At 34.0% G+C, this 26,760-nt stretch carries 28 protein-coding genes; all 28 read left to right on the forward strand.

Features of this window, described 5'->3' with window-relative positions:
• The first annotated feature begins 405 nt into the window (after positions 1-405).
• Positions 406-1,749, forward strand: a complete 1,344-nt coding sequence (locus KA894_RS13915) for an Orn/Lys/Arg family decarboxylase (protein WP_115342423.1) — start codon at positions 406-408, stop codon at positions 1,747-1,749.
• A 1-nt stretch (position 1,750) separates the two neighbouring features.
• Complete coding sequence (gene tmk / locus KA894_RS13920; protein ID WP_119488153.1) at positions 1,751-2,368, forward strand: dTMP kinase; 618 nt, start codon at positions 1,751-1,753, stop codon at positions 2,366-2,368.
• 26 nt (positions 2,369-2,394) lie between these two features.
• The gene (locus tag KA894_RS13925; protein WP_046206571.1) at positions 2,395-2,724 is read left to right on the forward strand and encodes a cyclic-di-AMP receptor; all 330 of its coding nucleotides are present in this window, start codon (positions 2,395-2,397) and stop codon (positions 2,722-2,724) included.
• 124 nt (positions 2,725-2,848) lie between these two features.
• A complete protein-coding gene (locus tag KA894_RS13930; RefSeq protein ID WP_096810973.1) occupies positions 2,849-3,775 on the forward strand; it encodes a DNA polymerase III subunit delta' C-terminal domain-containing protein in 927 nt (308 codons plus the stop codon).
• 2 nt (positions 3,776-3,777) lie between these two features.
• Positions 3,778-4,581, forward strand: a complete 804-nt coding sequence (locus KA894_RS13935) for a PSP1 domain-containing protein (protein WP_119488152.1) — start codon at positions 3,778-3,780, stop codon at positions 4,579-4,581.
• A gap of 15 nt (positions 4,582-4,596) precedes the next feature.
• On the forward strand, positions 4,597-4,938 hold the full coding sequence (gene yabA / locus KA894_RS13940) for a DNA replication initiation control protein YabA (protein ID WP_119488151.1): 342 nt from the start codon (positions 4,597-4,599) through the stop codon (positions 4,936-4,938).
• Positions 4,939-5,048: 110 nt separating this feature from the next.
• Complete coding sequence (locus tag KA894_RS13945) at positions 5,049-5,774, forward strand: tRNA1(Val) (adenine(37)-N6)-methyltransferase (RefSeq protein ID WP_119488150.1); 726 nt, start codon at positions 5,049-5,051, stop codon at positions 5,772-5,774.
• Entirely contained in the window at positions 5,767-6,015 is a 249-nt protein-coding gene (locus tag KA894_RS13950; RefSeq protein WP_096810969.1) for a GIY-YIG nuclease family protein, read from the forward strand. Before KA894_RS13945 ends, KA894_RS13950 begins: the two co-directional genes overlap by 8 nt.
• 3 nt (positions 6,016-6,018) lie before the next feature.
• Positions 6,019-6,852 carry a 16S rRNA (cytidine(1402)-2'-O)-methyltransferase gene (gene rsmI, locus KA894_RS13955; protein WP_119488149.1) on the forward strand — a complete coding sequence of 278 codons (834 nt, stop codon included), beginning with the start codon at positions 6,019-6,021 and terminating at the stop codon, positions 6,850-6,852.
• Between the two features lie 298 nt (positions 6,853-7,150).
• Positions 7,151-9,124: a methionine--tRNA ligase gene (gene metG / locus KA894_RS13960; RefSeq protein WP_119488148.1), complete on the forward strand. Its 1,974-nt coding sequence runs from the start codon at positions 7,151-7,153 to the stop codon at positions 9,122-9,124.
• A gap of 25 nt (positions 9,125-9,149) precedes the next feature.
• Positions 9,150-9,923, forward strand: a complete 774-nt coding sequence (locus KA894_RS13965; RefSeq protein ID WP_096810966.1) for a TatD family hydrolase — start codon at positions 9,150-9,152, stop codon at positions 9,921-9,923.
• A 135-nt stretch (positions 9,924-10,058) separates the two neighbouring features.
• The gene (gene rnmV / locus KA894_RS13970) at positions 10,059-10,610 is read left to right on the forward strand and encodes a ribonuclease M5 (protein ID WP_096810965.1); all 552 of its coding nucleotides are present in this window, start codon (positions 10,059-10,061) and stop codon (positions 10,608-10,610) included.
• The gene (rsmA, locus tag KA894_RS13975; RefSeq protein WP_107644130.1) at positions 10,611-11,501 is read left to right on the forward strand and encodes a 16S rRNA (adenine(1518)-N(6)/adenine(1519)-N(6))-dimethyltransferase RsmA; all 891 of its coding nucleotides are present in this window, start codon (positions 10,611-10,613) and stop codon (positions 11,499-11,501) included.
• A 98-nt stretch (positions 11,502-11,599) separates the two neighbouring features.
• Positions 11,600-11,863, forward strand: a complete 264-nt coding sequence (gene veg, locus KA894_RS13980; protein ID WP_019467722.1) for a biofilm formation stimulator Veg — start codon at positions 11,600-11,602, stop codon at positions 11,861-11,863.
• 349 nt (positions 11,864-12,212) lie between these two features.
• Complete coding sequence (ispE, locus tag KA894_RS13985) at positions 12,213-13,061, forward strand: 4-(cytidine 5'-diphospho)-2-C-methyl-D-erythritol kinase (protein ID WP_096810963.1); 849 nt, start codon at positions 12,213-12,215, stop codon at positions 13,059-13,061.
• Positions 13,062-13,079: 18 nt separating this feature from the next.
• Positions 13,080-13,904 (forward strand): pur operon repressor, encoded by an 825-nt coding sequence (purR, locus tag KA894_RS13990; RefSeq protein ID WP_096810962.1) that lies wholly within the window; start codon positions 13,080-13,082, stop codon positions 13,902-13,904.
• Between the two features lie 17 nt (positions 13,905-13,921).
• On the forward strand, positions 13,922-14,296 hold the full coding sequence (locus KA894_RS13995; RefSeq protein ID WP_096810961.1) for a RidA family protein: 375 nt from the start codon (positions 13,922-13,924) through the stop codon (positions 14,294-14,296).
• A 70-nt stretch (positions 14,297-14,366) separates the two neighbouring features.
• Positions 14,367-14,675 (forward strand): septation regulator SpoVG, encoded by a 309-nt coding sequence (gene spoVG / locus KA894_RS14000; RefSeq protein ID WP_096810960.1) that lies wholly within the window; start codon positions 14,367-14,369, stop codon positions 14,673-14,675.
• Between the two features lie 454 nt (positions 14,676-15,129).
• Positions 15,130-16,485: a bifunctional UDP-N-acetylglucosamine diphosphorylase/glucosamine-1-phosphate N-acetyltransferase GlmU gene (gene glmU, locus KA894_RS14005; RefSeq protein WP_210134021.1), complete on the forward strand. Its 1,356-nt coding sequence runs from the start codon at positions 15,130-15,132 to the stop codon at positions 16,483-16,485.
• Between the two features lie 136 nt (positions 16,486-16,621).
• Positions 16,622-17,587: a ribose-phosphate diphosphokinase gene (locus KA894_RS14010; protein WP_096810958.1), complete on the forward strand. Its 966-nt coding sequence runs from the start codon at positions 16,622-16,624 to the stop codon at positions 17,585-17,587.
• Positions 17,588-17,723: 136 nt separating this feature from the next.
• Positions 17,724-18,371: a 50S ribosomal protein L25/general stress protein Ctc gene (locus KA894_RS14015; protein WP_096810957.1), complete on the forward strand. Its 648-nt coding sequence runs from the start codon at positions 17,724-17,726 to the stop codon at positions 18,369-18,371.
• Positions 18,372-18,567: 196 nt separating this feature from the next.
• Positions 18,568-19,140: an aminoacyl-tRNA hydrolase gene (pth, locus tag KA894_RS14020; protein WP_096810956.1), complete on the forward strand. Its 573-nt coding sequence runs from the start codon at positions 18,568-18,570 to the stop codon at positions 19,138-19,140.
• Positions 19,137-22,649, forward strand: coding sequence for a transcription-repair coupling factor (gene mfd / locus KA894_RS14025; RefSeq protein ID WP_119488063.1), 3,513 nt, complete (start codon positions 19,137-19,139; stop codon positions 22,647-22,649). The genes pth and mfd overlap by 4 nt, the downstream gene beginning before the upstream one ends.
• Complete coding sequence (locus KA894_RS14030; RefSeq protein ID WP_210134022.1) at positions 22,639-24,177, forward strand: polysaccharide biosynthesis protein; 1,539 nt, start codon at positions 22,639-22,641, stop codon at positions 24,175-24,177. Before mfd ends, KA894_RS14030 begins: the two co-directional genes overlap by 11 nt.
• Positions 24,177-25,379: a MazG nucleotide pyrophosphohydrolase domain-containing protein gene (locus KA894_RS14035; RefSeq protein WP_115342418.1), complete on the forward strand. Its 1,203-nt coding sequence runs from the start codon at positions 24,177-24,179 to the stop codon at positions 25,377-25,379. Before KA894_RS14030 ends, KA894_RS14035 begins: the two co-directional genes overlap by 1 nt.
• Positions 25,366-25,629 carry an RNA-binding S4 domain-containing protein gene (locus KA894_RS14040; RefSeq protein WP_096810952.1) on the forward strand — a complete coding sequence of 88 codons (264 nt, stop codon included), beginning with the start codon at positions 25,366-25,368 and terminating at the stop codon, positions 25,627-25,629. The genes KA894_RS14035 and KA894_RS14040 overlap by 14 nt, the downstream gene beginning before the upstream one ends.
• A 25-nt stretch (positions 25,630-25,654) precedes the next feature.
• The gene (locus tag KA894_RS14045; RefSeq protein WP_096810951.1) at positions 25,655-26,056 is read left to right on the forward strand and encodes a septum formation initiator family protein; all 402 of its coding nucleotides are present in this window, start codon (positions 25,655-25,657) and stop codon (positions 26,054-26,056) included.
• A gap of 100 nt (positions 26,057-26,156) precedes the next feature.
• The gene (locus KA894_RS14050; protein ID WP_096810950.1) at positions 26,157-26,555 is read left to right on the forward strand and encodes a S1 domain-containing RNA-binding protein; all 399 of its coding nucleotides are present in this window, start codon (positions 26,157-26,159) and stop codon (positions 26,553-26,555) included.
• The last annotated feature ends 205 nt before the right edge of the window (positions 26,556-26,760 follow it).

A 26,760-nucleotide genomic window follows, 5' to 3' on the forward strand; every position in this document is an offset into this window, starting at 1 on the left:
GCTCCTTAGCGCCGATGGTAGCCGACTTACGTTCCGCAAGAGTAGGACGTTGCCAGGCAAGCATATAGGATGCGATGAGCCGAGACCGAAAGGTCTCTTTTTTTTGCCCAAAAGGAGCTTAACTACCAGTGTGAAGCACTGAAAAACGATTGTCATGAGAAAGCGTTTGAAGCTGACGAACTAGAGGAATACATGAGCCCTCAGCTCATGCATAAGCCCGACTAACTCAATAAATTGAGATTGGGAGTTTAAATGAAGCTGAGAAGTAATACTTCTGTGTTTCTCTTTTTTTAATATGAGTATGTTAAAATATAAAGTATTACAAAGTTAGCGATTTTGTATCAAATCTCTCTAAATTTAATAAATTAAATAGTGGAATATAAAAGTTGAAAAGTGAGGATAATTATGAATGGACCGTTAATGCGTAAATTTAATGAACTGTTAAACGCATATCCTATTTCATTACATGTACCTGGACATAAAAATATGACAATTGGTTATTTAGAACAATTAAATTTCAAAATGGATATGACAGAAATCACAGGCCTTGATGATTTACATCATCCCGAATCAGTTATAGCGGAAAGTATGGAAGGTATAAGTAAACATCCTGATTATGATGCTTATTATTTAGTTAATGGTACTACCTCTGGAATATTGTCTGTAATTCAAGCGTTTTCTAAAGAAATAGGCAAATATGCAATAGCACGAAACGCGCACAAATCTGTGTTTCATGGATTAGATTTAGTACAAGCACAAGCAAAACTATTAGAAATGGATATAAGCGATGCTACAAACCAATATTTAGGCCCTAAAAAATCATTCTTATACAATCAAATAAAAGACAGCAAATTGGCGATATTTACTTACCCAAATTATTATGGTGAATGTTTTGATATACACTATATAATGGACTGTTTAAAAGCACTTAATGTGCCTTCTTTAATAGATGAGGCACACGGCGCACATTTTGGTTTAGAGCATTTTCCAGTATCATCATTAACTTTAGGCGCAGATTATGTGGTTCAGTCATATCATAAAACATTACCAGCATTGACGATGAGTTCTGTGATATTCATTCATAAAAATGCGCCTTATCGAAATGAAGTGATTAAATATTTAACGTATTTTCAATCTTCTAGCCCGTCGTACTTATTGATGAACAGTTTAGAGCTTGCGCAAACATTTTATGATGATTATGATAGTAAACTCTTTTTTAAAAAAAGAAAACAACTGATCCAATTATTAAAGAGAAAAGGATTAGAAATTGTTGAGGTAGAAGATCCATTGAAATTGAGTATAAGGTATAAAGGCTATAAAGGTTACGCGTTACAGTCCTATTTCGAAGAACAAAATATTTACGTTGAACTTTCAGACGATTTTCAAGTATTAATAGTATTACCGCTTTGGCACGAAGATGATAGATATCCGTTTGCGGCCTTATTATCGCGTTTGGACAATATGTATATAGAAAAAAGGTTAAATGAAACGAACCATAGTGTCCCTTTTAGAACTGAAAGTGGTTTGTATCATGGCGGCGATATAGCTCATGTACGTGAAATAGATTTTAGAAACGCTGAAAATAAAATATTAGCTAATCACATTATTCCTTACCCTCCTGGTATTCCTTTAATGTTTAAAGGAGAAAAAATCACTGAAAATATGGTAAAATTAATGGATTATTGGTGTAGTCATCAACTAAGAGTTGAAGGAATAAAAAATTATAAAATAGAAATTAAGGATGAATAAGATGTCAGCTTTTATAACTTTTGAAGGCCCTGAAGGTTCGGGGAAAACAACTGTAATACAACAAGTTGCAGAAAAATTAAAAAATGAGTATAATATCATACTTACAAGAGAACCTGGTGGTGTTAAGACAGGAGAACAAATAAGAGAAGTACTACTTGAAGGTGATACGATGGATGATCGTACTGAGGCTTTATTGTTCGCAGCTTCTAGAAGAGAACATCTAGTGGATAAAGTCATTCCAGCATTAAATACAGGTAAAGTTGTTTTGTGTGACCGTTATATTGATAGTTCATTAGCATACCAAGGCTATGCAAGGGGTATTGGTATAGAAGAAGTAAAATCAATCAATGAATTTGCAATCAACGGTTTGTATCCAGATATAACCATTTATCTAGATGTTAGCGTTGAAGTTGGTAGAGAGCGCATACTCAAAAATCAAAGAGATCAAAACCGGCTAGATCAAGAAGATGTAAAATTTCATGAAAAAGTAGTTGAAGGTTATAAAAAGATTATTCATAATGAGTCTGAACGCTTTATTGTAATAAATGCTAATCAAAGTATAGATAAAGTAGTCAATACAACCTATGAATCTATCACTAAATATTTAGAAAAATTATGATATAATATTTAAAAGAGGTGTTTAGTATGAAAATGATTATAGCAATCGTACAAGATCAGGATAGTCAGGAACTTTCGGACAAACTTGTTAAACATAATTTTAGAGCTACAAAACTTGCAACGACAGGTGGGTTTTTAAGAGCAGGTAATACAACGTTCTTATCTGGTGTAGAAGATAATCGTGTTGATGAAATGCTACAAGTTATTAATGATACTTGTGGTAATAGAGAACAACTCGTATCGCCGATCACCCCGATGGGTGGAAGTGCCGATTCTTATATACCGTATCCAGTCGAAGTAGAAGTTGGAGGAGCAACGGTATTTGTAATGCCTGTTGAAGCGTTCCATCAATTCTAAAACATGGTTGCTATATATGGTAACTTTCTGAATTACATTGTACTAATTGGTTAGTACCTCCTAAATGTAATTTGTAAGGTCACTATGTATAAGCAGCCTTTTTATATAAAGGAGTAACATTATAATGGATGAACAAGAAAGGCTGACAAGAGCATATCAATCGAACAAACTATCGCATGCATATTTATTTGAGGGCGACGATGGACAGGCAATGCAACAAGTCGCTATTGATTTTTCTAAATTGATTTTATGTAATCAAGAAGATCAATGTCAGTTGAAAGTAGAAACATTTAACCATCCAGATTTTATGTATGTATCTTCTGAAGAAACAACAATTAAAAAAGACCAAATAGAGCAATTAGTACATCATATGAATCAACTGCCTATTGAAGGGGATTACAAAGTATACATTATCGAGTCTTTTGAAAAGTTAACTATTCAAGGTGAGAATAGTATATTAAAATTTTTAGAAGAACCTCCAGATAATACGGTTGCCATTTTATTAACTACGAAACCAGAGCAAATTTTGGATACTATTCACTCAAGATGCCAGCACGTTTATTTTAAGCCGATTAATAAATTGAATTTTATTGACCGGTTAGTGGAGCTTGATATCACACGTCCTGTTGCAGAATTGTTAAGTACATACACAACGCAAATAGAGACTGCAGTTGCGTTAAATGATGAAACAGATTTAATGGCATTACGAAAAAGCATTATAAAATGGTGTCAGCTATTGTTGAAAAATCGTTCTATGGCATTAATAGCTATCATTGATTTATTAAAACATGCCAAAAATAAGCGATTACAATTATTATCATTAGCTGCGGTTAATAGTTTCTTTGAAGATATTATGCATGCTAAAGTAGGAATTGAAGATGAAATGATATTTCAAGATTTGCAGGGAGAAATTAAACAATATTCACAAAACTTAACATATAATCAGATAATTTTGATGTTTGACCAAATAACTGAAGCACATAAAAAATTACATCAAAATGTAAATCCGACATTAGTATTTGAACAAATTGTAATAAAAGGGGTGAAATAATTATGAAAAACGTTGTAGGCATACATTTTCAGAATTCAGGTAAAATGGAGTACTATGCTCCAAAAAATTTCAACTTGAGTGTGGGAGATTGGGTCGTAGTTGAATCAAAAAGAGGATTGGAAATGGGCTACGTTAAATATGAGCCATTAAACGTAGCGGATGAAGACGTAGCATTGCCATTAAAGCAGATTGTGCGCATTGCTACGGATGAAGATATGATACAATATGAACAAAATGCGTATGATGCAAAGCAAGCTTTCAACCTTTGTAAAGAAACGATACAACAACAAAACTTAGAGATGCGTTTAGTCAATTGTGAATTTACTTTGGATAAATCAAAAGTTATTTTTAACTTTACTTCAGACGAACGTGTAGATTTTAGAAAACTAGTAAAAGTACTCGCACAAAGATTGAAAACAAGAATTGAGTTAAGACAAATTGGTGTCAGAGACGAAGCGAAATTATTAGGTGGCATCGGCCCGTGTGGTCGTTCTTTATGTTGTTCAACTTTTCTAGGTGATTTTGAGCCAGTTTCAATAAAAATGGCTAAAGACCAAAACTTATCTTTAAATCCTTCAAAAATATCGGGGGCATGTGGTCGTTTGATGTGTTGTTTGAAATATGAAAACGATTATTATGAGGAAGCACGTGCGCAATTACCAGATGTTGGTGATGAAATTAAAACACCAGAAGGTAATGGCAGAGTCGTAGGTCTAAATATTTTAGATATATCTATGCAAGTTAAGATAGAAGGTCTTGAGCAACCATTAGAATATAAAATGGAAGAATTAGAAACATTAAATTAGGAGGCCGTTACAACATTGAATCGAAGCGACATATTTGAAAAACTATCTCATTTGGAGGAAAACATTAATCAGATTAATCATGACATGGTTAATTTGAAAAATCTTACAGTAGAATTAATTGAAGAAAATGTCGCCTTACAAATAGAAAATGAGAATTTAAAAACTTTAATAGATAAAGAAGAAAAAACTAAAAAAATTGAAACTGATAAAAAGAATCAACCTAAGCACCCATTGCGCAGTAAAGATAACTTGGCAATGCTTTACAAAGAAGGATTTCATATTTGTAATGGAGAGTTGTTCGGCAAGCATAGAAAAGGTGACGACTGTTTATTCTGTTTAGAAGTATTAAGCGAATAGTTAAAATATAGCTTATAAAACGATAGAGAAATGAAATTGAGGATGAGAGAAACGATAGGCTTAGTTAATGAGCATCGTATGCTCATCCTCTTTTTTGGAGGTTGCAGAAAATGTTAATGGAAAATGAAAGGTTCGATTTTTTATTAAAAGAAAAGTTAAAAATTATACAAAATGATGAGGTGTTTTCTTTTTCAACGGATGCTTTATTACTAGCGCATTTTACTAAAGTTAAGAAAAAGGATATGATTATGGATTTATGCTCTGGTAACGGGATCATTCCTTTGCTACTGTCATATAAAAGCAATCAATTTATTGAAGGCATCGAAATACAACAACAATTAGTTGATATGGCTGAAAGAAGCATTGCTCATAATCAATTGGAAAATAGAATTCACATGCATCATATGGATTTAAAACAAGCGCATCAATCTTTTAAGCCATCTCAATATAGTCTCGTAACTTGTAATCCGCCTTATTTTAAAGTGAATCAGCAATTTCAACATCGAAAGAATGCCCATAAGATAGCAAGACACGAGATAATGTGTACGCTAGATGATTGTTGCTTTGAAGCCAGGCACTTATTAAAAGAGGGAGGACGGTTCTTAATGGTACACCGTGCAGAACGTCTTATGGATGTCTTAAGCAGCATGAGACAATATCAAATTGAACCTAAAAAGTTATATTTTATTTACAGTAAACCAGGGAAGGTAGCGCAAACAATTGTTGTTGAAGGCAGAAAAGGTGGCAATCAAGGGTTGGATATACAGCGACCTTTTTATATTTATCATGAAGATGGCGCATATACTGAGGAAATGAGAGAAATCTATTATGGATAAGCATTTTATTTATATCGTTAAATGTAAAGATGGTAGTTTATATACGGGTTATGCAAAAGATATCACAAAACGCGTTGCAAAGCATAATAGTGGGCAAGGTGCCAAATATACTAAAATAAGACGTCCGGTAGAGTTAGTTTATCAAGAAGTGTATGATACCAAATCAGAAGCATTAAAAAGAGAACATGAAATCAAAACATTTTCTAGACAGGAAAAATTACAATTGATAAGTGAGGAATAAGATATGGGAATTTTATATTTAGTAGGCACGCCAATTGGCAATTTAGCTGATATTACATATAGAGCGGTTAATATTTTGCGTTCAGTTGATATGATCGCATGCGAAGATACACGTGTGACAAAAAAGCTGTGCACACATTACGAAATACATGCGCCTTTGAAGTCATACCATGACCATAATAAAGAACAGCAGACAGAGTATCTTATTCAACAATTAAATGAGGACGTTAATATTGCACTAGTTTCTGACGCTGGCCTTCCTTTGATAAGTGATCCAGGACACGAGCTTGTTGTCGCTGCTAGAGCAAAGGGTATTAGAGTGGAAACTGTGCCGGGACCAAATGCTGGATTGACTGCACTAATGGCGAGCGGGTTACCTTCGTTTACATATACTTTTTTAGGGTTTCTACCAAGAAAAGAAAAGGCCAAATATACTCTGCTTGAACAGCGAATGTTTGAAGACAGCACTTTGATTATTTATGAATCTCCACATCGTGTGAAAGATACGTTAAAAACAATTCAAAAAATTGACGCTCAAAGATATGTGTCACTTGGCAGAGAATTAACAAAAAAATTCGAGCAAATCGTTACAGAGGACGTAGATACATTATTATTGAAATTAGATAAAGAAGAGATACCTACTAAAGGCGAGTTTGTCATTGTTATTGAGGGAGCTGTAGCAGACGAAGATACTTCTTGGTTTGAAGATATGTCGATAAATGAACATGTAGAATATTACGTAAATCAAAATATGAAACCCAAAGCTGCGATTAAACAAGTTGCTGAAGAAAGGCGTATGAAAACAAGTGAAGTATATGATATATATCATAATGTATAAATAGGCTTAATAAAAACGTCTTGAAAAAGTAAACATAATAATAAATTTTTTCAGTTTTATCAATAAAATCAAGCTAAAAACTCCCATAATATGCATGATTTATGGTAATGTAGATAAGATAGAGATTATTTATCATGTTTAAAATTGAGTGGAAAATAATTAAAGTAAATGACTCAAAATGATACTAAATTAGGCTTTTTAAATTGATTAATAAATATAAATTGATACTTATCTGCTTCATTGAAAATAAAAATAAATTTAGATATATTTAGAGTGAAAGAAACGAGGAGGAACATTGATGGCGAAAGAAACATTTTATATCACTACACCTATATATTATCCGAGTGGAAACTTACACATCGGTCATGCTTACACAACAACAGCTGGTGATGTAATCGCACGTTATAAAAGAATGCAAGGCTATGATGTTCGATATTTAACAGGTACCGATGAACATGGTCAAAAAATACAAGAAAAAGCGCAAAAGGCTGGGAAATCAGAATTAGACTATCTTGATGAAATGATTTCAGGTATCAAAGCGTTATGGGAAAAATTAGAAATATCAAACGATGACTTTATTCGTACAACAGAAGAGAGACATAAAGAAGTTGTTCAACAAATATTTGAACGTTTGTTAGCACAAGGTGATATATATCTTGGGGAGTACGAAGGTTGGTATTCAGTACCAGATGAAACTTATTATACTGAAACGCAACTTGTTGATCCAGTATATGAAAATGGCGCAATTGTTGGCGGGAAAAGTCCAGATTCTGGACACGAAGTTGAATTAGTTAAAGAAGAAAGTTATTTCTTTAATTTATCAAAATATACGGATCGCTTACTAGAATTTTATGATGAAAACCCAGACTTTATCCAACCACCATCTCGTAAAAATGAAATGATTAATAACTTTATCAAACCAGGCTTAGAAGATTTAGCAGTATCACGTACGTCATTTGATTGGGGTATACGTGTTAAATCAAATCCTAAGCATGTTGTTTATGTGTGGATTGACGCATTGGTAAACTATATTTCGTCATTAGGTTATTTATCAGATGATGATAGTTTGTTTAAAAAATATTGGCCTGCAGATATTCATATTATGGCAAAAGAAATTGTTCGGTTCCATTCTATCATTTGGCCAATCTTATTAATGGCGTTAGATATACCGTTACCTAAAAAAGTCTTTGCCCATGGTTGGATTCTTATGAAAGATGGCAAGATGAGCAAGTCAAAAGGTAATGTGGTAGACCCTAACGTATTGATTGACCGTTACGGTTTAGATGCAACGAGATATTATTTAATGCGTGAGTTGCCATTTGGGTCTGATGGTGTGTTTACTCCTGAAGGTTTCGTTGAACGTACAAATTATGACTTAGCTAATGATTTAGGCAATTTAGTTAACCGTACAATTTCAATGGTTAATAAATATTTTAATGGTGAATTACCAGCTTATGAAGGACCTAAACATGAGTTAGACGAAGAAATGGAACAAATGGGCCTTGATACAGTGAAGACATTCCATGAAAATATGGACGATTTACAATTTTCAGTAGCACTTTCAACAATTTGGAAATTTATTAGTAGAACAAATAAATATATAGATGAAACATCACCATGGATTCTAGCAAAAGATGAAAGCCAACGAGATATGCTAGGGAACGTAATGGCGCATTTAGTAGAAAATATACGTATGATTGCAGTATTGCTAAGACCATTCTTAACAAATGCACCAAAACAAATATTTGAACAACTAAATATTAATTCACCTAAATTATATGAATTTAGTAGTTTAGCACAATACGGTGCATTAACTGAACCTATTATGGTTAGCGATAAACCTCAACCTATCTTCCCACGTTTAGATAGTGATGCTGAAATTGAGTACATTAAGCAATCCATGCAATCAGATAAAGTCGAAGAAACTAAAGGGGAAGTACCTAGTAAATCGCAAATCGATATTAAAGATTTTGACAAAGTAGAAATCAAGGCAGCAACAATCACTGATGCAGAAAATGTCAAAAAATCTGACAAATTATTGAAAATCCAAGTTGATTTAGATAATGAGCAACGTCAAATTGTTTCAGGTATTGCGAAATTCTATCAACCTGAAGATATCATTGGCAAAAAAGTCGCTGTAGTGACTAATTTGAAACCTGCAAAATTAATGGGTAGAAAATCAGAAGGTATGATTCTATCTGCTGAAAAAGATGGTGTGTTAACACTTATAAGTCTACCAAACGCAATTCCAAACGGTGCATTAATTAAGTAATTCTAGATTAAGGGAGCGATTTAAAATGCTAATTGACACACATGTTCATTTAAATGCAGAACAATATGACGAAGATTTAGAAGCGGTAATTGAGCGTGCAAGAGATAATGGCGTGGATCGCATGTTTGTAGTAGGTTTTGATACACCAACAATTGAACGTACTATGGAACTTATAGATGCGTATGACTTTATTTACGGTATTATTGGATGGCACCCTGTAGATGCGATTGATTGCACAGAAGAAAGATTAGAATGGATAGAAAAATTAGCAGCGCATCCTAAAGTGATTGGCATTGGTGAAACAGGATTAGATTATCATTGGGATAAATCACCTAAAGATGTTCAACAGGCTTTGTTTAGAAAACAAATTGCACTTGCTAAACGCGTTAATCTGCCGATTATTATTCATAATAGAGAAGCAACACAAGATTGTGTGGATATTTTAAAAGAAGAACACGCCGAAGAAATTGGTGGTATTATGCATAGCTTTAGCGCTTCACCTGAAATTGCAGATGATGTTATCAATAAACTGAACTTCTATGTTTCTTTAGGTGGTCCAGTTACTTTTAAAAATGCCAAACAACCTAAGGAAGTTGCTAAACATGTACCATTTGATAGATTATTAGTTGAAACAGACGCGCCATTCTTATCACCACATCCTTATAGAGGAAAACGAAATGAACCAGCACGTGTCACTTTAGTGGCTGAACAAATTGCTGAGCTACGCGATGTTAGTTATGAAGAAGTTTGTCGTCAAACTTCTGAAAATGCAGAGCGATTATTTAAATTAAAAGCATAAAGATATTATGATAAAGATATCGGTCTGAAATATGGCTTAGTTGGTATATCAAATACTAAGTAGTAACCATAATTTGAGCCGGTATCTTTTTTATTTTTTGAATTTGAAGTAATTAAACGAAAGGTGTCACAATGAGTGAAAATTAATGAATTTATTGTAGTAGAAGGTAGAGACGATACTGAACGGGTAAAAAGAGCTGTCGAATGCGATACGATTGAAACGAATGGTAGCGCAATTAATGAGGATACTTTAAATGTGATTGCACAAGCATTTGAAACGCGAGGTGTGATTGTTTTAACTGATCCTGATTTCCCAGGTGATAAAATTCGAAACACAATTCAAAAATATATTCCAACTGTTAAACATGCCTATATTGATCGAGAAAAAGCAAAAAGTAAACGCGGTAAAATTGGTGTTGAACACGCACGAATTGAAGATATACAAAAAGCATTGATGCATGTGAGCACGCCTTTTGAAGAAGGCCATGAAAGTATAAGTAAAGATGTTCTGATTGATCTTGGCCTAATTATAGGTAAAGATGCACGTAGAAAACGAGAAGTGTTAGGTAGCAAACTTCATATAGGCCATTCTAATGGTAAACAATTGCTCAACAAGTTAAACGCATTTGGTTACACTGAAGAAGATGTTAGGAATGCATTAAATGATCATAAAGGAAGTGAATTATAAGTGGATAATAAGGATATCGCTACACCATCACGAACAAAAGCTTTATTGAATCATTATGGTTTTAGTTTTAAGAAAAGCTTAGGTCAAAACTTTTTAATCGATGTAAATATCATTCATAATATCATGGATGCAAGTGATATAGATGAAAACACTGGTATTATCGAAGTAGGGCCAGGCATGGGCTCATTGACAGAACAATTAGCAAAAAATGCAAAAAAAGTCATTGCTTTTGAAATTGATCAACGCTTGATACCAGTATTAAATGAAACTATGGCGCCATACCAAAACGTTACGATAGTAAATGAGGACATATTGAAAGCTGATATTGCACATTATGTGACTGAAGCGCTCGCAGATTGTGAGAAAATTTTAGTTGTTGCTAATTTACCGTATTATATAACGACGCCTATTTTATTAAACTTGATGCAACAGAAATTGCCTATTGATGGTTATGTCGTAATGATGCAAAAAGAAGTTGGAGAAAGATTAAACGCTGAGGTAGGAACCAAAGCTTATGGATCTTTATCTATAGTCGCCCAGTATTATACTGAAACGAGCAAGGTATTAACAGTTCCTAAAACGGTTTTTTTACCACCTCCAAATGTAGATTCAATTGTTGTGAAATTGATGAAACGCGATCAACCCATTGTCGAAGTAGAAGATGAGGATAAATTTTTCAAAATGTCAAAAGCTGCATTCGGACAAAGAAGAAAAACAATTAATAATAATTATCAAAGCCTGTTTACAAATGGTAAAGAAAATAAACAAATCATACTGGATTGGTTGGAGTCTAGTAACATAGATCCGAGAAGACGCGGAGAAACACTTTCGATAAAAGAATTTGCACATTTATACAATGAATTGAAAAATTTCCCAGAATTGGAATTTTAAATTATTGACAACTGTGCCTCGCCTTGCTAAAATTGATGTTTATTTGACAAAATCACGCTAATTGTGTTATTATACAATGTGTAGCGAGGTGGAGCAATATGCCAAAATCTATTGGAGACATCAAAAATTCACTTGATTGTCAATTAGGAAATCGTATTGTACTGAAAGCGAATGGTGGACGAAAAAAAACGATTGAACGTAGCGGGGTTTTAAAAGAAACATACCCTTCTGTTTTTATTGTTGAGTTAGATCAAGATATTCATAATTTTGAGCGTGTATCTTATACATACACTGACGTTTTAACAGAAAACGTACAAGTTTCTTTTGAAGATGATAACCATCAAGAAGCAATTGCACACTAAATAAAAAGTAATGTAAAAGAGAAGTTTGGTTCTAGGAGCCACACTTTTTATTTTAAACTTTAATATGAGATTGATTAGAAAAAGGTATGTTGGTGAATAATCGCCAATATACCTTTTTTTGTAATGTGTGCCTGTCCTAATAAAAGAGATATGATTTTATATGAGTAAAATAATATTGTAAAATAAATTGTTAACTGGTTTTTTATACCATATGGATTGGAATACATAGTTAAAGATGCATAGATAATTTAAAGTATAAACTTAACTTTTTTTAAAAAGTAGTAACTCATGCATAACAATATGTTAAAATCATTTTATTACCATATCGAATTGAAAGAGGGTGGGGAATATGATTTATGAGACTGCGCCAGCGAAAATAAATTTAACGTTGGATACACTCTTTAAACGAGATGATGGTTTTCATGAAGTTGAAATGATTATGACCACAATTGACCTCAATGATCGCCTATCTTTTGAATTACGTAAAGATCAAAACATAGTCGTGGACGTAGAACAAAGTTATGTTCCCTCCGATAGTAAAAATTTAGCTTATAAAGCTGCAGAGTTAATGAAAAAAAACTATAATTTAAAGCAAGGCGTTACAATTACTATAGATAAAAATATACCAGTGTCAGCTGGACTTGCAGGTGGTTCGACAGATGCTGCAGCGACAATGAGAGGGATGAACCGTTTATATAAGTTGAACAGGCCACTAGAAGAATTATGTGAATTAGGTATACAAATAGGAACCGATATCCCTTTTTGCATATATGGAAAAACTGCTTTTTGCAAGGGGAAAGGCGAACTGATTCGTTTTATGAACAGACCACCTTCCGCTTGGGCTGTTGTCGCTAAACCTGATTTAGGTATATCTTCTCCTGATATTTTTAGAAAATTAGACTTAACGCAAACACATGAGGTTTATACTAAAGCTTGTGAAACAGCTTTAGACACAGGTGATTATGAATTATTATGTAACAGTCTTTCGAACCGATTGGAACCTGTCTCAGGAAAAATGTATACAGAGATTTACAAAATAAAAGAAAATATGCTGAAAAATGGGGCGGATGGGGCTGTGATGAGTGGCAGCGGACCAGCAGTTTACGGATTGACCCAGAAAGAACGCCAAGCAAAGCATGTTTATAATGCAGTCAATGGCTGTTGCAATGAAGTATATGTTGTAAGATTATTAGGCTAGTGAGAAGGGATGAATTAAATGCGCTATAAGAGAAGTGAACGTATTGTTTACATGACACAATACTTGATGAATAACCCCAATAAATTAATACCGCTAACGTATTTTGTACAAAAGTTTAAGCAAGCAAAATCATCCATTAGTGAAGACGTACAAATTATTAAAACTACATTTCAAAAAGAAGAACTTGGAACAGTGATTACTACGGCTGGAGCAAGCGGTGGTGTAACGTATAAACCAGAAATGAGTGAAGCAGAAGCAAGTGAAGTGATTGAAGAGGTGATTGAACTCCTTCAAGAAAAAGATAGATTATTACCCGGAGGTTATTTATTTTTATCTGATTTAATGGGGAATCCTACACTACTGAATAAAGTAGGAAAACTAATCGCAACGTTATATATGGACCAAGATTTGGATGCGGTCGTAACAATTGCTACGAAAGGTATTTCGCTTGCTAATGCAGTTGCAAATGTTTTGAATTTACCAGTAGTCGTTATAAGAAAAGATAATAAAGTTACAGAAGGTTCTACAGTTTCCATTAATTACGTTTCAGGTTCTACTAGAAAGATAGAAACGATGGTATTATCTAAACGTACTTTACCAGAAAACTCAAATGTTTTGGTTGTAGACGATTTCATGCGTGCTGGTGGTTCTATTAATGGCGTGATGAATTTAATGAATGAGTTTAAAGCACATGTTAAAGGGGTATCGGTATTAGTAGAATCAAAAGAAGTTAAGCAAAGACTAATTGAAGATTATACTTCCTTGGTTAGATTATCTGATGTAGATGAATACAATCAGGAATTTACAGTAGAAAAAGGCAACAGTTTAACTAAATTTACTTAAAGGAGCGGATCAACATCATGAAAGTGGTTAACACTTCAAAGGCACCTGAAGCATTAGGTCCATACTCGCATGCTACAGTAGTAAATGGGCTTGTATTTACATCTGGGCAAATTCCATTAAATTTAAATGGCGAAATTGTCAGCGACGATGTAAAAGAACAGACTAAACAAGTTTTAGAAAACTTGAAAGTTGTATTGAACGAATCTGGGGCACATATAGATTCAGTAATTAAAGCAACGATATTCATTGCTGATATGAATGAATTTCAAAATATAAATGAAGTCTATGGCACATATTTTGCAGAACATCAACCTGCACGAAGTTGTGTTGAAGTCGCAAGATTGCCTAAAGACGTTAAAGTTGAAATTGAAGTAATAGCTGAAGTGAAGTAACTAAAAGGATTTATAATTTTTGATGAAATTGTTAAGCTTCTAACAAAGAGATACTAGGGGGGCTCACTACATGAAAGTGACAGATGTAAGACTTAGAAAGATACAAACAGATGGAAGAATGAAAGCTTTAGTTTCAATTACGCTAGATGAATCATTTGTTGTACATGATTTAAGAGTGATTGAAGGCAACTCAGGTCTATTCGTCGCAATGCCAAGTAAAAGAACACCAGATGGTGAATTCCGAGATATCGCGCATCCAATTAACTCAGAAATGAGACAAGAGATTCAAGATGCGGTTATGAAGGTTTATGACGAAACTGATGAAGTTATCCCTGATAAAAATGCTCAATCATCTGAAGAATCAAATGATGAAGCTTAATACAAAGAGAAAAATATGATTTTAAAAGGATTGGATTTCCATTAAACGAAATCCAATCCTTTTATTTTGTTGAACTAAAATAAAAAATATAAAAAATTAAATGAATTGCTATAATGAAAAGGTGACAAAATTTATATTTCTGTAATCATAAATAAACTGTTAGCATTTCAATATGCTTTCGTGACGTTTTGATAATTGAAATCGTTTCATTTAAATTAATAACGGTTTATTTTCCAAAAAACATAACGATTAAAATGTATTTAGCGAAATTTTTTGTGTTTCATTTTCAGGCCCTTTTATATAGGCAAAGATGACAAATATAAATATGTATTTTTAAAAGAAAGTTAACTGATTTGTTTCTATTATATAACATTAGGGTTCTGAGCCTTGAAAGTGGCACTAGCGTTAAATTATAATAATATAGAAGTGTATAATTTAATGGAGGGTTACACACATGCAAAGACATGCAATAGTACTTGCAGCTGGAAAAGGTACACGTATGAAATCTAAGAAATACAAAGTACTACATGAGGTTGCGGGCAAATCAATGATTGAACATGTCGTTGATAACGTTAAACAATCTGGAGTAGAAAATCTTGTAACAATTGTTGGCCATGGCGCAGAAAGTGTAAAAGAAACGTTAGGAGATGTTTCTCTATATAGTTTCCAAGAAGAACAACTTGGCACCGCACATGCTGTTAAAACAGCTAGTGAATATTTAAGTGACAAACAAGGCACAACATTAGTAGTTTGTGGTGATACACCTTTAATCACTACAGGAACACTTAAGTCACTAGTTGAACATCATGAGAAAAACCAAGCTGAAGCAACGGTTTTATCAGCTACTACAACCAACCCTTTTGGATATGGACGAATCGTTCGAGACGAAAATGGCCGCTTGGTGAAGATTGTAGAACAAAAAGATGCCACAGAAATTGAACAACAAATAAATGAAATTAGCTCAGGTATTTTTGCATTTGATAATAAAGTACTTTTTGAAAAATTAGAGTTAGTAAAAAATGATAATGTTCAAAATGAATATTATTTACCTGACGTTTTAACTTTAATTTTAGAAGAACAAGGTAATGTTGGCATATATTGCACAGATGATTTTGACGAAATCATGGGCGTAAATGACCGAGTTATGTTAAGCGAAGCAGAAAAGGCTTATAGAAAACGTATTAATGCGTGTCATATGAGAAATGGCGTAACACTTATCGACCCTGCTACTACATATATAGGCGCAGATGTAGAAATCGCTGCTGATGTGATTATCGAACCGGGCGTTAAGTTAGCAGGTCGTAGCATAATTGGTGAAGATACGGTCGTTGGCCACAATACAGAGATTATAAATAGTAAAATTGGTGCTAATGTTACAATTAAACAGTCAGTAATCAATGAAGCGGTCATAGATGATCATGCCACTATTGGACCGTTTGCGCAGTTACGACCTGGTGCGGATTTAGGTAAAAACGTGAAAGTTGGAAACTTTGTAGAAGTTAAGAAATCGATTGTAAAAGCAGGTGCCAAATTGCCACATCTAAGTTATATAGGTGATGCAGAAATTGGCGAACGTACAAACGTAGGTTGTGGTTCCATTACAGTGAATTATGATGGCAAAAATAAATTCAAAACAATTATCGGTAATGACTCCTTTATAGGTTGCAATACTAATTTGGTAGCACCAGTAACCTTAGGTGATAGATCATTTATAGCTGCAGGTTCTACAATTACTGATAATGTGCCACAAGACAGTTTAGCATTAGCAAGAGCGAGACAAACAACTAAAGAAGGTTATCTAAAACAATAGCCATGATTAGATGGCCGTTCTATTCATTTGAAATTAACCAAAATGTTGGAATGACCTCAAACGATACTTTTATGTGGATAAATGTGATTTTGTCTACAAACGAAACTAATTGAATGAATTAATTGGAGGACTATAAATGTTAAACAATGAGTATAAGAATTCTGCTTTGAAAATATTTTCTTTAAAGGGTAACGAACCATTGGCCCAGGAAGTAGCAGATAATGTTGGGATTGAACTAGGAAAATGTTCTGTAAAACGTTTTAGCGATGGTGAAATTCAAATTAATATTGAAGAAAGCATTCGTGGCTGTGATGTGTTTATTATTCAACCAACTTCAAATCCAGTCAATTTACATTTAATGGAATTATTAATTATGATTGATGCTTGTAAACGTGCTTCAGCAGCGAATATTAATATCGTAGTGCCATATTATGGTTATGCACGCCAAGATAGAAAAGCGCGTAGTCGTGAACCAATTACTGCGAAACTAGTGGCGAACTTAATCGAAACTGCCGGCGCAGATCGTATGATTGCGCTAGATTTACACGCACCACAAATCCAAGGATTTTTCAATATGCCAATTGATCACTTAATGGGTGTACCAATTTTAGCAGAGTACTTTAAAAATGATACAGACATCGACCCTGAAGAATGTGTTGTAGTTTCTCCAGATCACGGTGGTGTAACAAGAGCACGTAAACTTGCAGACATACTTAAAACGCCAATCGCTATCATCGATAAAAGACGTCCTAAACCGAATGTAGCAGAAGTAATGAATATTGTTGGTGAAATTGAAGGCCGTACAGCAATTATTATTGATGATATCATTGATACTGCTGGTACAATTACATTAGCCGCACAAGCATTAAAAGATAAAGGTGCGAAAGATGTTTACGCGTGCTGTACGCACCCTGTATTGTCAGGCCCAGCTAGAGAACGTATTGAAAATTCAGCAATTAAAGAGTTAGTAGTTACAAATTCAATTCAATTAGATGAAAAACGTAAACCAGCTAATACTAAAGAATTATCAGTAGCAGGCTTATTAGCACAAGCGATTATACGTGTCTACGAAAGAGAATCTGTTAGTGTACTATTTGACTAATTAACCAAATAGATATATAATTATTCCGTTCGTGATTTCACGACTTAATAAACACTTGCAAGCAACATCATGTTGATGGGCAAGTGAGGGGTTCTTATTCAGATGATAAGAACAAAAAATGAAAGGTGGAAATAATATGGCTTCATTAAAGTCAATTATTCGTCAAGGTAAACAAACACGTTCAGACCTTAAAACACTTAGAAAAATTGGTAAAGTACCTGCAATCGTATATGGTTACGGTACAAAAAATACTTCAGTTAAAGTTGACGAAGTAGAATTTATCAAAGTTATCCGTGAAGTTGGACGTAACGGTGTTATCGAATTAGGCGTAGGTTCTAAAACAATTAAAGTAATGGTTTCAGACTACCAATTCGACCCACTTAAAAACCAAATCACTCACATTGACTTCTTAGCAATCAATATGAGCGAAGAACGTACTGTTGAAGTACCAGTTCAACTAGTTGGTGAAGCAGTAGGCGCTAAAGAAGGTGGCGTTGTTGAACAACCACTATTCGATCTTGAAGTAACTGCTACGCCAGATAATATCCCTGAGTCAATTGAAGTTGACATTAGTGCATTAGAAATCAACGATAGCTACACAGTAGCAGACATTAAAGTTTCAGGTGATTTCACAATTGAAAATGATCCTGAAGACTCAGTAGTTACTGTAGTTCCTCCAACTGAAGAACCTACAGAAGAAGAAATCGAAGCAATGGAAGGCGAATCAACAACTGAAGAGCCTGAAGTTGTAGGTGAAGATAAAGAAGAAAAAGAAGAAGAATAATTCTCTTAACCCCTTCTTTATGACACACGATTTCAATAAAGAAAACATATCCTTATAAAAGCACCATGCTTAATTCGTTAAGCTGGTGTTTTTTTATGTTAATATAGTGAATGATATGATTACAAAAATGAGTGACATGATAAAGTTACAAAATAACAAAAATATATGACGATTAATAATTATTGGAGGTAACGTAATGAAATGTATTGTAGGTTTAGGCAATATAGGCAAACGCTTCGAGCAAACCAAACATAATATTGGATTTGAAGTCGTTGATTATATGTTAGAACAAAACCAATTTAAATTAGATAAACAAAAATATAAAGGTGCTTATACCATAGAACGTTTAGCGGGTGAAAAAGTTATGTTTATTGAACCGATGACGATGATGAATTTATCTGGTGAAGCAGTAGGCCCGCTGATGAAGTATTATGATATTGATGTAGACGATTTACTCGTACTATATGATGATTTAGATTTACCACAAGGTGAGATTCGCTTGCGACAAAAAGGAAGCGCTGGTGGTCATAACGGTATGAAATCGATTATACAATCTTTAGGTACAGATCAATTTAAACGTATTAGAATAGGAGTGGATCGTCCTTCCAATGGCATGTCTATCGTTGATTATGTTTTACAAAGGTTTACAAAACAAGAAATGGAAACAATGAATAAAGTAATAGAACATTCAGCACGTGCAGTAGAAGCATATATTGAAAGCGCTCGTTTTGATCATGTGATGAATGAGTTTAATGGTGAGGTCAAGTGAAATCAATAATTACAGAATATATTAAAGAAGATAAACGTTACCAAGAATTGAATGCAGTATTTGGTGAAGAAAATGTATTAGTAACAGGATTATCTAGTTCTGCCAAAGCGACCATTATAGCTGAAAAGTTTATTCACAGTCCTAAACAAATGCTTGTGATAACAAATAATTTATATCAAGCCGATAAGTTAGAAAGCGATTTGCTTCAATATATAGACGCTGATGATATATACAAATATCCAATGCAAGATATTATGACAGAAGAATTTTCAACACAAAGCCCTCAATTTATGAGTGAACGTGTGCGCACATTAACTGCGCTTGCTCAAGAAAAGAGAGGCTTGTTTATCGTGCCTTTAAACGGATTGAAAAAGTGGTTAACACCAGTTGAAATGTGGCAATCGCATCAACTTAGACTAGCTATTGGCGACGATATAGACGTTGATGAATTTTTAAATAAACTTGTGAACATGGGATATCGAAGAGAAAGCGTTGTCTCACATATTGGGGAAATTTCTTTACGTGGGGGGATTATTGATATATACCCATTGATAGGCATGCCTGTACGAATTGAACTGTTCGATACAGAAGTAGATTCTATTCGCCACTTTGATGTGGAAACACAACGCTCAGAGGCTAATTTAGATCAAGTAGAAATCACAACGGCCAGTGATTATATCATTACTGATGATGTATTGAAACATACAAAATTAAAGTTAAAAGAAGCATATGAATATACGCGTCCTAAAATAGATAAATCAGTACGTAATGATTTGAAAGAGACTTATGAAAGCTTTCAGCTGTTTGAATCTTCTTTATTTGATCATCAAGTACTACGTAGGCTTGTAGCGTTTATGTATGAAGAACCTGCAACCATTATTGATTATTTCAAAGATGATGCCATAGTTGCTGTTGATGAATACAATCGTATTAAAGAAACAGAAACAAACCTGATTTCTGAAGCGGATGAATTTATGCAAGGTTTAATCGAGAGTGGTAAAGGGTTTATGGGTCAAAACTTTTTACAATATGATGGTTTTGAATCTTTATTAAAACAATATCCAGTCACGTACTTTACGCTATTTACTACGACCATGTCTGTAGAATTGAATGATATCATTAAGTTTTCTTGTAAACCGGTACAACAATTTTACGGTCAATATGATATTATGCGTTCAGAATTTCAGCGTTTTATTCAGAATGATTATACTGTCATCGTATTAGCAGAAACTGAATTAAAAAAAGAGCGCATCCAATCAATGTTAAATGAAATGCATATACCAACGTTTATCGATACACCAAGCCCACAGGTTGAAGGTGGTAGCGCAATTATCACTGAAGGTAGTTTGTCAGAAGGTTTTGAATTACCTTATATGCAGTTAGCCGTTGTAACAGAACGTGAGCTTTTTAAATCTAAGCAGAAGAAAAAAGCGAAACAACATAAAAAATTAACCAATGCAGAGAAAATTAAATCCTATCAAGATTTAAAAGTTGGAGATTTTGTGGTCCACGTGCATCATGGTGTCGGTAAATATTTAGGTGTTGAAACCCTTGAAGTTGGAGGCGTTCATAAAGATTATATCAAACTGCAATATAAAGGAACCGACCAATTATTTGTACCCGTCGATCAAATGGATCAAGTACAAAAATACGTGGCTTCCGAAGACAAGTCACCCAAGTTAAACAAACTCGGGGGCACCGAATGGAAAAAAACAAAAGCCAAGGTTCAACAAAATGTTGAAGATATGGCTGATGAATTAATAGAACTATATAAAGAAAGAGAAATGTCAGTTGGGTATAAATATGGGCCAGATACACCACAGCAAAATGATTTTGAAATAGATTTCCCTTATGAATTGACACCCGACCAAGGAAAATCGATTGAAGAAATTAAGCAAGATATGGAAGTTGAGCGACCAATGGACAGACTGTTATGCGGTGATGTTGGTTACGGTAAAACAGAAGTCGCCGTTCGAGCAGCGTTTAAAGCAGTTATGGAAGGTAAGCAGGTAGCATTCCTTGTGCCTACGACAATATTAGCGCAACAACATTATGAAACGTTAATAGAACGTATGCAAGATTTCCCAATAGAAATTCAACTCATTAGTAGATTTAGAACTACCAAAGAAGTTAAAGAAGTTAAAGAAGGTTTGAAATCAGGTGAGGTGGATATTGTTGTAGGTACACACAAACTATTAGGTAAAGATATCCATTATAAGGATTTAGGATTATTAATTGTCGACGAAGAACAACGATTTGGTGTGCGACATAAGGAAAAAATTAAATCACTTAAGGCCAATGTTGATGTATTAACGCTAACAGCAACGCCTATCCCAAGAACGTTGCATATGAGTATGTTAGGTGTTCGTGATTTATCAGTGATCGAAACACCACCAGAAAATCGTTTTCCAGTCCAAACTTATGTGTTAGAACAAAATATGAATTTTATTAAAGAAGCTTTGGAAAGAGAACTTTCAAGAGATGGACAAGTGTTTTATTTATATAATAAAGTCCAATCGATTTATGAGAAACGAGAACAGTTACAAATGTTAATGCCAGACGCCAATATTGGCGTAGCGCATGGACAAATGAATGAACGAGACTTAGAAGAAACTATGTTGAGTTTTATCAATCATGAATTTGATATTCTTGTCACAACAACAATAATTGAAACGGGCGTAGATGTCCCAAATGCGAACACCTTAATTATTGAGGATGCTGACAAATTTGGGCTTAGTCAATTATATCAATTACGAGGACGCGTGGGACGCTCAAGTCGTATTGGTTATGCGTATTTCTTACACCCTTCTAATAAAGTGTTATCAGAAACTGCGGAAGAAAGATTACAAGCAATTAAAGAATTCACTGAATTAGGTTCAGGTTTTAAGATCGCTATGCGTGATTTGAATATTCGTGGTGCTGGTAACCTTTTAGGTAAGCAACAGCATGGGTTTATTGATTCAGTAGGCTTTGATTTATATTCCCAAATGTTAGAAGAAGCCGTTAATGAAAAACGCGGTATTAAAGAAGAAAAACCTGACGTACCAGAAGTTGAAATAGAATTAAATATTGATGCTTATTTACCAGCAGAATATATTCCAAATGAACAGGCTAAAATTGAAATTTATAAAAAACTGCGTAAAATTGAAACAAAATCACAATTGATGGACATTAAAGATGAGCTCATAGACCGCTTCAACGACTATCCTGTTGAAGTTGAAAGATTATTAGAAATGATGGAAATTAAAGTATATGCATTGCACGCAGGAGTAACACTAATTAAAGATATGGGTAAAAAAATTGAAATTGATTTATCTGAAAAAGCGACTACTGATATAAATGGTGAAACACTCTTTAAACAAACACAACCTTTAGGGCGTGCAATGAAAGTTGGCGTTCAAGATGGTAAAATGAAAGTGACGTTAAATAAAGGTAAAGCTTGGTTAGATAACTTAAAATTCTTAGCAAAATGTTTAGAAGAAAGTATGGTTATACCGGATGAAAACTAAATTTGACACACCAAATACTTTTAATGGTGTCGTTGTACTTACGATAGCACTTATTATCGTCAAGGTACTTAGTGCGTTGTATCGCGTTCCATATCAAAATATACTAGGGGACGAGGGATTATACGCTTACCAACAAGTTTATCCAATTGTAGCATTAGGCGTTATTTTAACAATGAATGCAATCCCAAGTGCTGTAACTCAAACTTTCGGTGTGAACGGTCAAGCCAGTCAATACACTCGCGTATTACTAAGGTTGCAATATATAGGTATTGTATTTTTCTTTCTAATGTTCATTTGTGCCCATTGGGTGGCACTACTGATGGGAGATATCAATTTAGCACCCATGTTAAGAGCGGCAAGTGTTAGCTTTTTATTTGTTGGTGTCCTCGGTGTATATCGTGGGTATTACCAGGCGCACCGACATATGAACACGCCAGCTATTTCACAGGTAATAGAGCAGTTTATTCGTGTAGCAATTATAATGGCTGCTATCGTGATGTTCGCAAGTCAGTCATGGGATATTTACCAAGCGGGTACATTAGCGATTCTTGGCTCTGCAATAGGTTTTTTAGTTTCAAGCCTATTTCTGATACAACGCAGACCATTTAAATTAACACGCACATATACAGGAAACCATGTAGCTTGGAAAAAATTAACGCTTGGAATTATCGTTTTTGCAGTAAGTCAATTGATTGTTATTGTATGGCAAGTAGTTGATAGCTTTACAATAATACGTTCACTTCAGTATATGGGCCTAGGTTTTGAAGCAGCTACAGTTCAAAAAGGAATTTTTGACCGAGGCGCTTCATTTATTCAGATGGGTTTGATTGTAACAACTACATTTTGTTTTGTGCTTATTCCACTACTGACTGATGCGATAAAAAGGAAACAATATATGCGCATGAATCGTTATGCTAATGCGTCTATAAAGATAACCATCTTATTTAGTGTGTCAGCTGCCGTTGGTTTAATCAATTTGCTTCCAATCATGAACCATGTGTTTTTTAAAAACGATAGCTTAAACGGAACGCTTTCAATTTATATGCTTACAGTCATATGTGTGTCTCTCATAATGATGGATATTGCGTTACTACAAGTGAAAAATCAAGTGAGAATGATATTATTAGCGTTCTGCGCTGGCATTGTTATTAAAACGATATTAAACCTTGTGTTAATACCGCAACTTTCAATAATAGGCGCAAGTCTGAGTACTGTACTATCACTTATTGTATTTGTTTGGATATTGCATATCCAAGTATTAAAAGCGTATCATTTTCAAGCGATGCAAAAATTTATCTTTAAATTACTGCTCACAATGGTGATGCTATCGTTTGCCGTACAAATTGTATTACTTCTTATCCCAGGTGAAGGAAGAGTTGAAGGATTAGTTGAGTTAGCGATAGCAGCATTTATGGGCATAAGTGTGGTGATATTTGCTATTGTACGTCTGAATTTATTAAGCTTTAGAGAACTTAAGCATTTACCTTTTGGAGATAAGCTATTCCACATGAAAAGAGGGAAACGTTAATGACAAATAAAATCACAATTGTTGGGCTAGGCAATTATGGTGTAGATGATTTACCTTTAGGTATTTATAAATTTTTAAAACAACAAACGTTAGTATATACACGTACATTAGAGCATCCAGTTATTCAAGACTTAACGATGGAAGGTATTCAATTCGATAGTTTTGACCAAGCATATCAAAACAACCAATCCTTTGAAGAAGTGTATGAATCAATTGTGTCGCAATTAATAAGCGCTGTAAATGAACGCGACATTGTATATACGGTGCCGGGTCATCCGCGTGTAGCTGAAACGACGACAGTGAAATTAGAGCAATATGCCCAAACACATGCTGATGTTGAAGTTGAAATTTTAGGCGGAAAAAGTTTTATAGACGATATATTTGAAGCTATAAAAGTTGACCCGAATGATGGCTTTACCATGTTAGATGCAACAGATATACAAACTGAACAGCTGAATATCCGAACACATACATTGGTTACGCAAGTTTATAGTTCGATGGTTGCTGGCGATTTAAAAGTAACATTGATGGAACGCTATAGTGATGAACAAATGGTATATATTGTGGACGGAGCCAGAAACAACAAGGCCAACGTAATTGCCACGCCTTTATACGAATTAGACCATTATAGCGACGCTTTTAATAACATAACCAGTGTATTTATTCCGAAAGTTGAAAAAGAAGTAGCATATTATAGTGATTTTGACTACGCAGTTAGTATTATAGAACGACTTGTGGATGAGGAAACAGGCTGTCCATGGGATAAAGTGCAAACACATCACACGTTAAAACGTTATTTATTGGAAGAAACATTTGAATTATTTGAAGCCATCGATAATGAAGATGACTGGCATATGATTGAAGAGTTAGGAGATATACTTTTACAGGTGTTGCTCCATGCAAGTATAGGTAAAAAAGAAGGCTACATCGATATATACGAAGTGATTCAAAGTCTTTCAGAAAAAATGATACGCAGACACCCACATGTTTTTAATGATGCTAAAGCAGAAACGGAAGAAGATTTAAAAAATATATGGTCCGATGCGAAATCGAAAGAAGGAAAGAAACAACGTGTTAAGTTTGAAAAAGTATTTGCAGACCACTTCTTAGCGTTGTATGATAAAACCAAAAATATGTCATTAAGTGAAGCGGACTTAAAGCAAATTTTAGAGCAAGGAGGGAAAAGGGATGAGATTAGATAAATATCTTAAAGTTTCAAGGTTGGTAAAACGTCGTACGTTGGCAAAAGAAATCAGTGACCAAGGACGTGTCACTGTCAATGGATCAGTTGCTAAAGCAGGCACAGATGTTAAAGAATCTGACGAACTTGTTGTTCGATTTGGGCAAAAAGTGGTAACAATTAAAGTAACAGGATTAAGTGAACATGCAACGAAAGAAAATGCAAAAGGCATGTACGAATTAATTAAAGAAGAAAAAGTAAGTGAAATATAAATATAGAAAGAGAGGTGACAAGCAATTGAGTAAAAAAGTTGAAAATATAGGGAATACGTATACTTCATCAGAAAATAAAAAAAAGCAACAAAAACAAACGAGAAAACGTGTCATTCGCAGACGTATCACTTTATTTGGCGGTATCTTACTACTCATTATCATTATTTTATCTGTAATGCTTGTCACTCAAAAACAAAGTAATAGTGAAGATGCAGCCGAACGTCAACAAAAAGAACAAAAATATCAAAAACAACAAGATGAAGAATTAGCGTTGAAGGAGCAATTAAATAATTTGAATGATAAAGATTATATTGAAAAAGTTGCACGAGATGATTACTATTTAAGTAACGACGGGGAAGTTATTTTTAAATTGCCTAGCGATAATAAGTCTGACTCTAAATCTAAAGATAAAAAAGATAGTAAATAATTGAAATTAATTTTTTGCATCATTATACCATTGTTAATTTATGCAAACAGGCATATAATAGGATTAAAATCGAAACAAATCGGGAGGATTTATTTATAATATGTCAATCGAAGTAGGAAACAAGCTTAAAGGTAAAGTCACTGGAATTAAAAAGTTTGGCGCTTTCGTCGAGCTTCCAGAAGGAAAAAGTGGCTTAGTTCACATAAGTGAAGTTGCAGATAATTACGTTGAAAACGTAGAGGATCACTTATCTGTTGGTGAGGAAGTTGAAGTTAAAGTGCTTTCAATTGCTGATGACGGAAAAATTAGTTTATCAATTAAAAAAGCAAAAGATCGTCCACGTAGACCTCAAAACAAACCAAATCATAAACAATCTCAGCCTAAAGGTGAGGATTTTGAAAAGAAATTAACAAACTTCTTAAAAGATAGCGAAGATAAGCTAACTTCTATTAAACGTCAAACTGAATCTAGACGTGGCGGAAAAGGCACTAGACGCTAAAAAATATATAAAATAAGACTGTTCCCAAGAGAACTTAAATTAATTGCTTAAGTACAACATTTATTATGATTCTAAATTAAGTTTGACTTTAACAATATAAGACTGTTTTCTTGCTTAAGGAAACAGTCTCTTTTTTGTTGTATATAGACTTACCAATCGTACCAATAATTAGCGATACGGAGTACTTTCATATTATGATAAAGGA

The organism is Staphylococcus sp. GDY8P131P (genome assembly GCF_017891975.1).
Taxonomy (GTDB): Bacteria; Bacillota; Bacilli; order Staphylococcales; family Staphylococcaceae; genus Staphylococcus; species Staphylococcus nepalensis.

What these genes read in the sequence shown, in the direction of transcription:
- KA894_RS13915 (WP_115342423.1), top strand. Translation starts at nt 406, where the DNA reads ATGAATGGACCGTTAATGCGTAAATTTAATGAACTGTTAAACGCATAT.
- tmk (WP_119488153.1), top strand. Translation starts at nt 1,751, where the DNA reads ATGTCAGCTTTTATAACTTTTGAAGGCCCTGAAGGTTCGGGGAAAACA.
- KA894_RS13925 (WP_046206571.1), top strand. Translation starts at nt 2,395, where the DNA reads ATGAAAATGATTATAGCAATCGTACAAGATCAGGATAGTCAGGAACTT.
- KA894_RS13930 (WP_096810973.1), top strand. Translation starts at nt 2,849, where the DNA reads ATGGATGAACAAGAAAGGCTGACAAGAGCATATCAATCGAACAAACTA.
- KA894_RS13935 (WP_119488152.1), top strand. Translation starts at nt 3,778, where the DNA reads ATGAAAAACGTTGTAGGCATACATTTTCAGAATTCAGGTAAAATGGAG.
- KA894_RS13945 (WP_119488150.1), top strand. Translation starts at nt 5,049, where the DNA reads ATGTTAATGGAAAATGAAAGGTTCGATTTTTTATTAAAAGAAAAGTTA.
- KA894_RS13950 (WP_096810969.1), top strand. Translation starts at nt 5,767, where the DNA reads ATGGATAAGCATTTTATTTATATCGTTAAATGTAAAGATGGTAGTTTA.
- rsmI (WP_119488149.1), top strand. Translation starts at nt 6,019, where the DNA reads ATGGGAATTTTATATTTAGTAGGCACGCCAATTGGCAATTTAGCTGAT.
- metG (WP_119488148.1), top strand. Translation starts at nt 7,151, where the DNA reads ATGGCGAAAGAAACATTTTATATCACTACACCTATATATTATCCGAGT.
- KA894_RS13965 (WP_096810966.1), top strand. Translation starts at nt 9,150, where the DNA reads ATGCTAATTGACACACATGTTCATTTAAATGCAGAACAATATGACGAA.
- veg (WP_019467722.1), top strand. Translation starts at nt 11,600, where the DNA reads ATGCCAAAATCTATTGGAGACATCAAAAATTCACTTGATTGTCAATTA.
- ispE (WP_096810963.1), top strand. Translation starts at nt 12,213, where the DNA reads ATGATTTATGAGACTGCGCCAGCGAAAATAAATTTAACGTTGGATACA.
- purR (WP_096810962.1), top strand. Translation starts at nt 13,080, where the DNA reads ATGCGCTATAAGAGAAGTGAACGTATTGTTTACATGACACAATACTTG.
- KA894_RS13995 (WP_096810961.1), top strand. Translation starts at nt 13,922, where the DNA reads ATGAAAGTGGTTAACACTTCAAAGGCACCTGAAGCATTAGGTCCATAC.
- spoVG (WP_096810960.1), top strand. Translation starts at nt 14,367, where the DNA reads ATGAAAGTGACAGATGTAAGACTTAGAAAGATACAAACAGATGGAAGA.
- glmU (WP_210134021.1), top strand. Translation starts at nt 15,130, where the DNA reads ATGCAAAGACATGCAATAGTACTTGCAGCTGGAAAAGGTACACGTATG.
- KA894_RS14010 (WP_096810958.1), top strand. Translation starts at nt 16,622, where the DNA reads ATGTTAAACAATGAGTATAAGAATTCTGCTTTGAAAATATTTTCTTTA.
- KA894_RS14015 (WP_096810957.1), top strand. Translation starts at nt 17,724, where the DNA reads ATGGCTTCATTAAAGTCAATTATTCGTCAAGGTAAACAAACACGTTCA.
- pth (WP_096810956.1), top strand. Translation starts at nt 18,568, where the DNA reads ATGAAATGTATTGTAGGTTTAGGCAATATAGGCAAACGCTTCGAGCAA.
- KA894_RS14030 (WP_210134022.1), top strand. Translation starts at nt 22,639, where the DNA reads ATGAAAACTAAATTTGACACACCAAATACTTTTAATGGTGTCGTTGTA.
- KA894_RS14035 (WP_115342418.1), top strand. Translation starts at nt 24,177, where the DNA reads ATGACAAATAAAATCACAATTGTTGGGCTAGGCAATTATGGTGTAGAT.
- KA894_RS14040 (WP_096810952.1), top strand. Translation starts at nt 25,366, where the DNA reads ATGAGATTAGATAAATATCTTAAAGTTTCAAGGTTGGTAAAACGTCGT.
- KA894_RS14050 (WP_096810950.1), top strand. Translation starts at nt 26,157, where the DNA reads ATGTCAATCGAAGTAGGAAACAAGCTTAAAGGTAAAGTCACTGGAATT.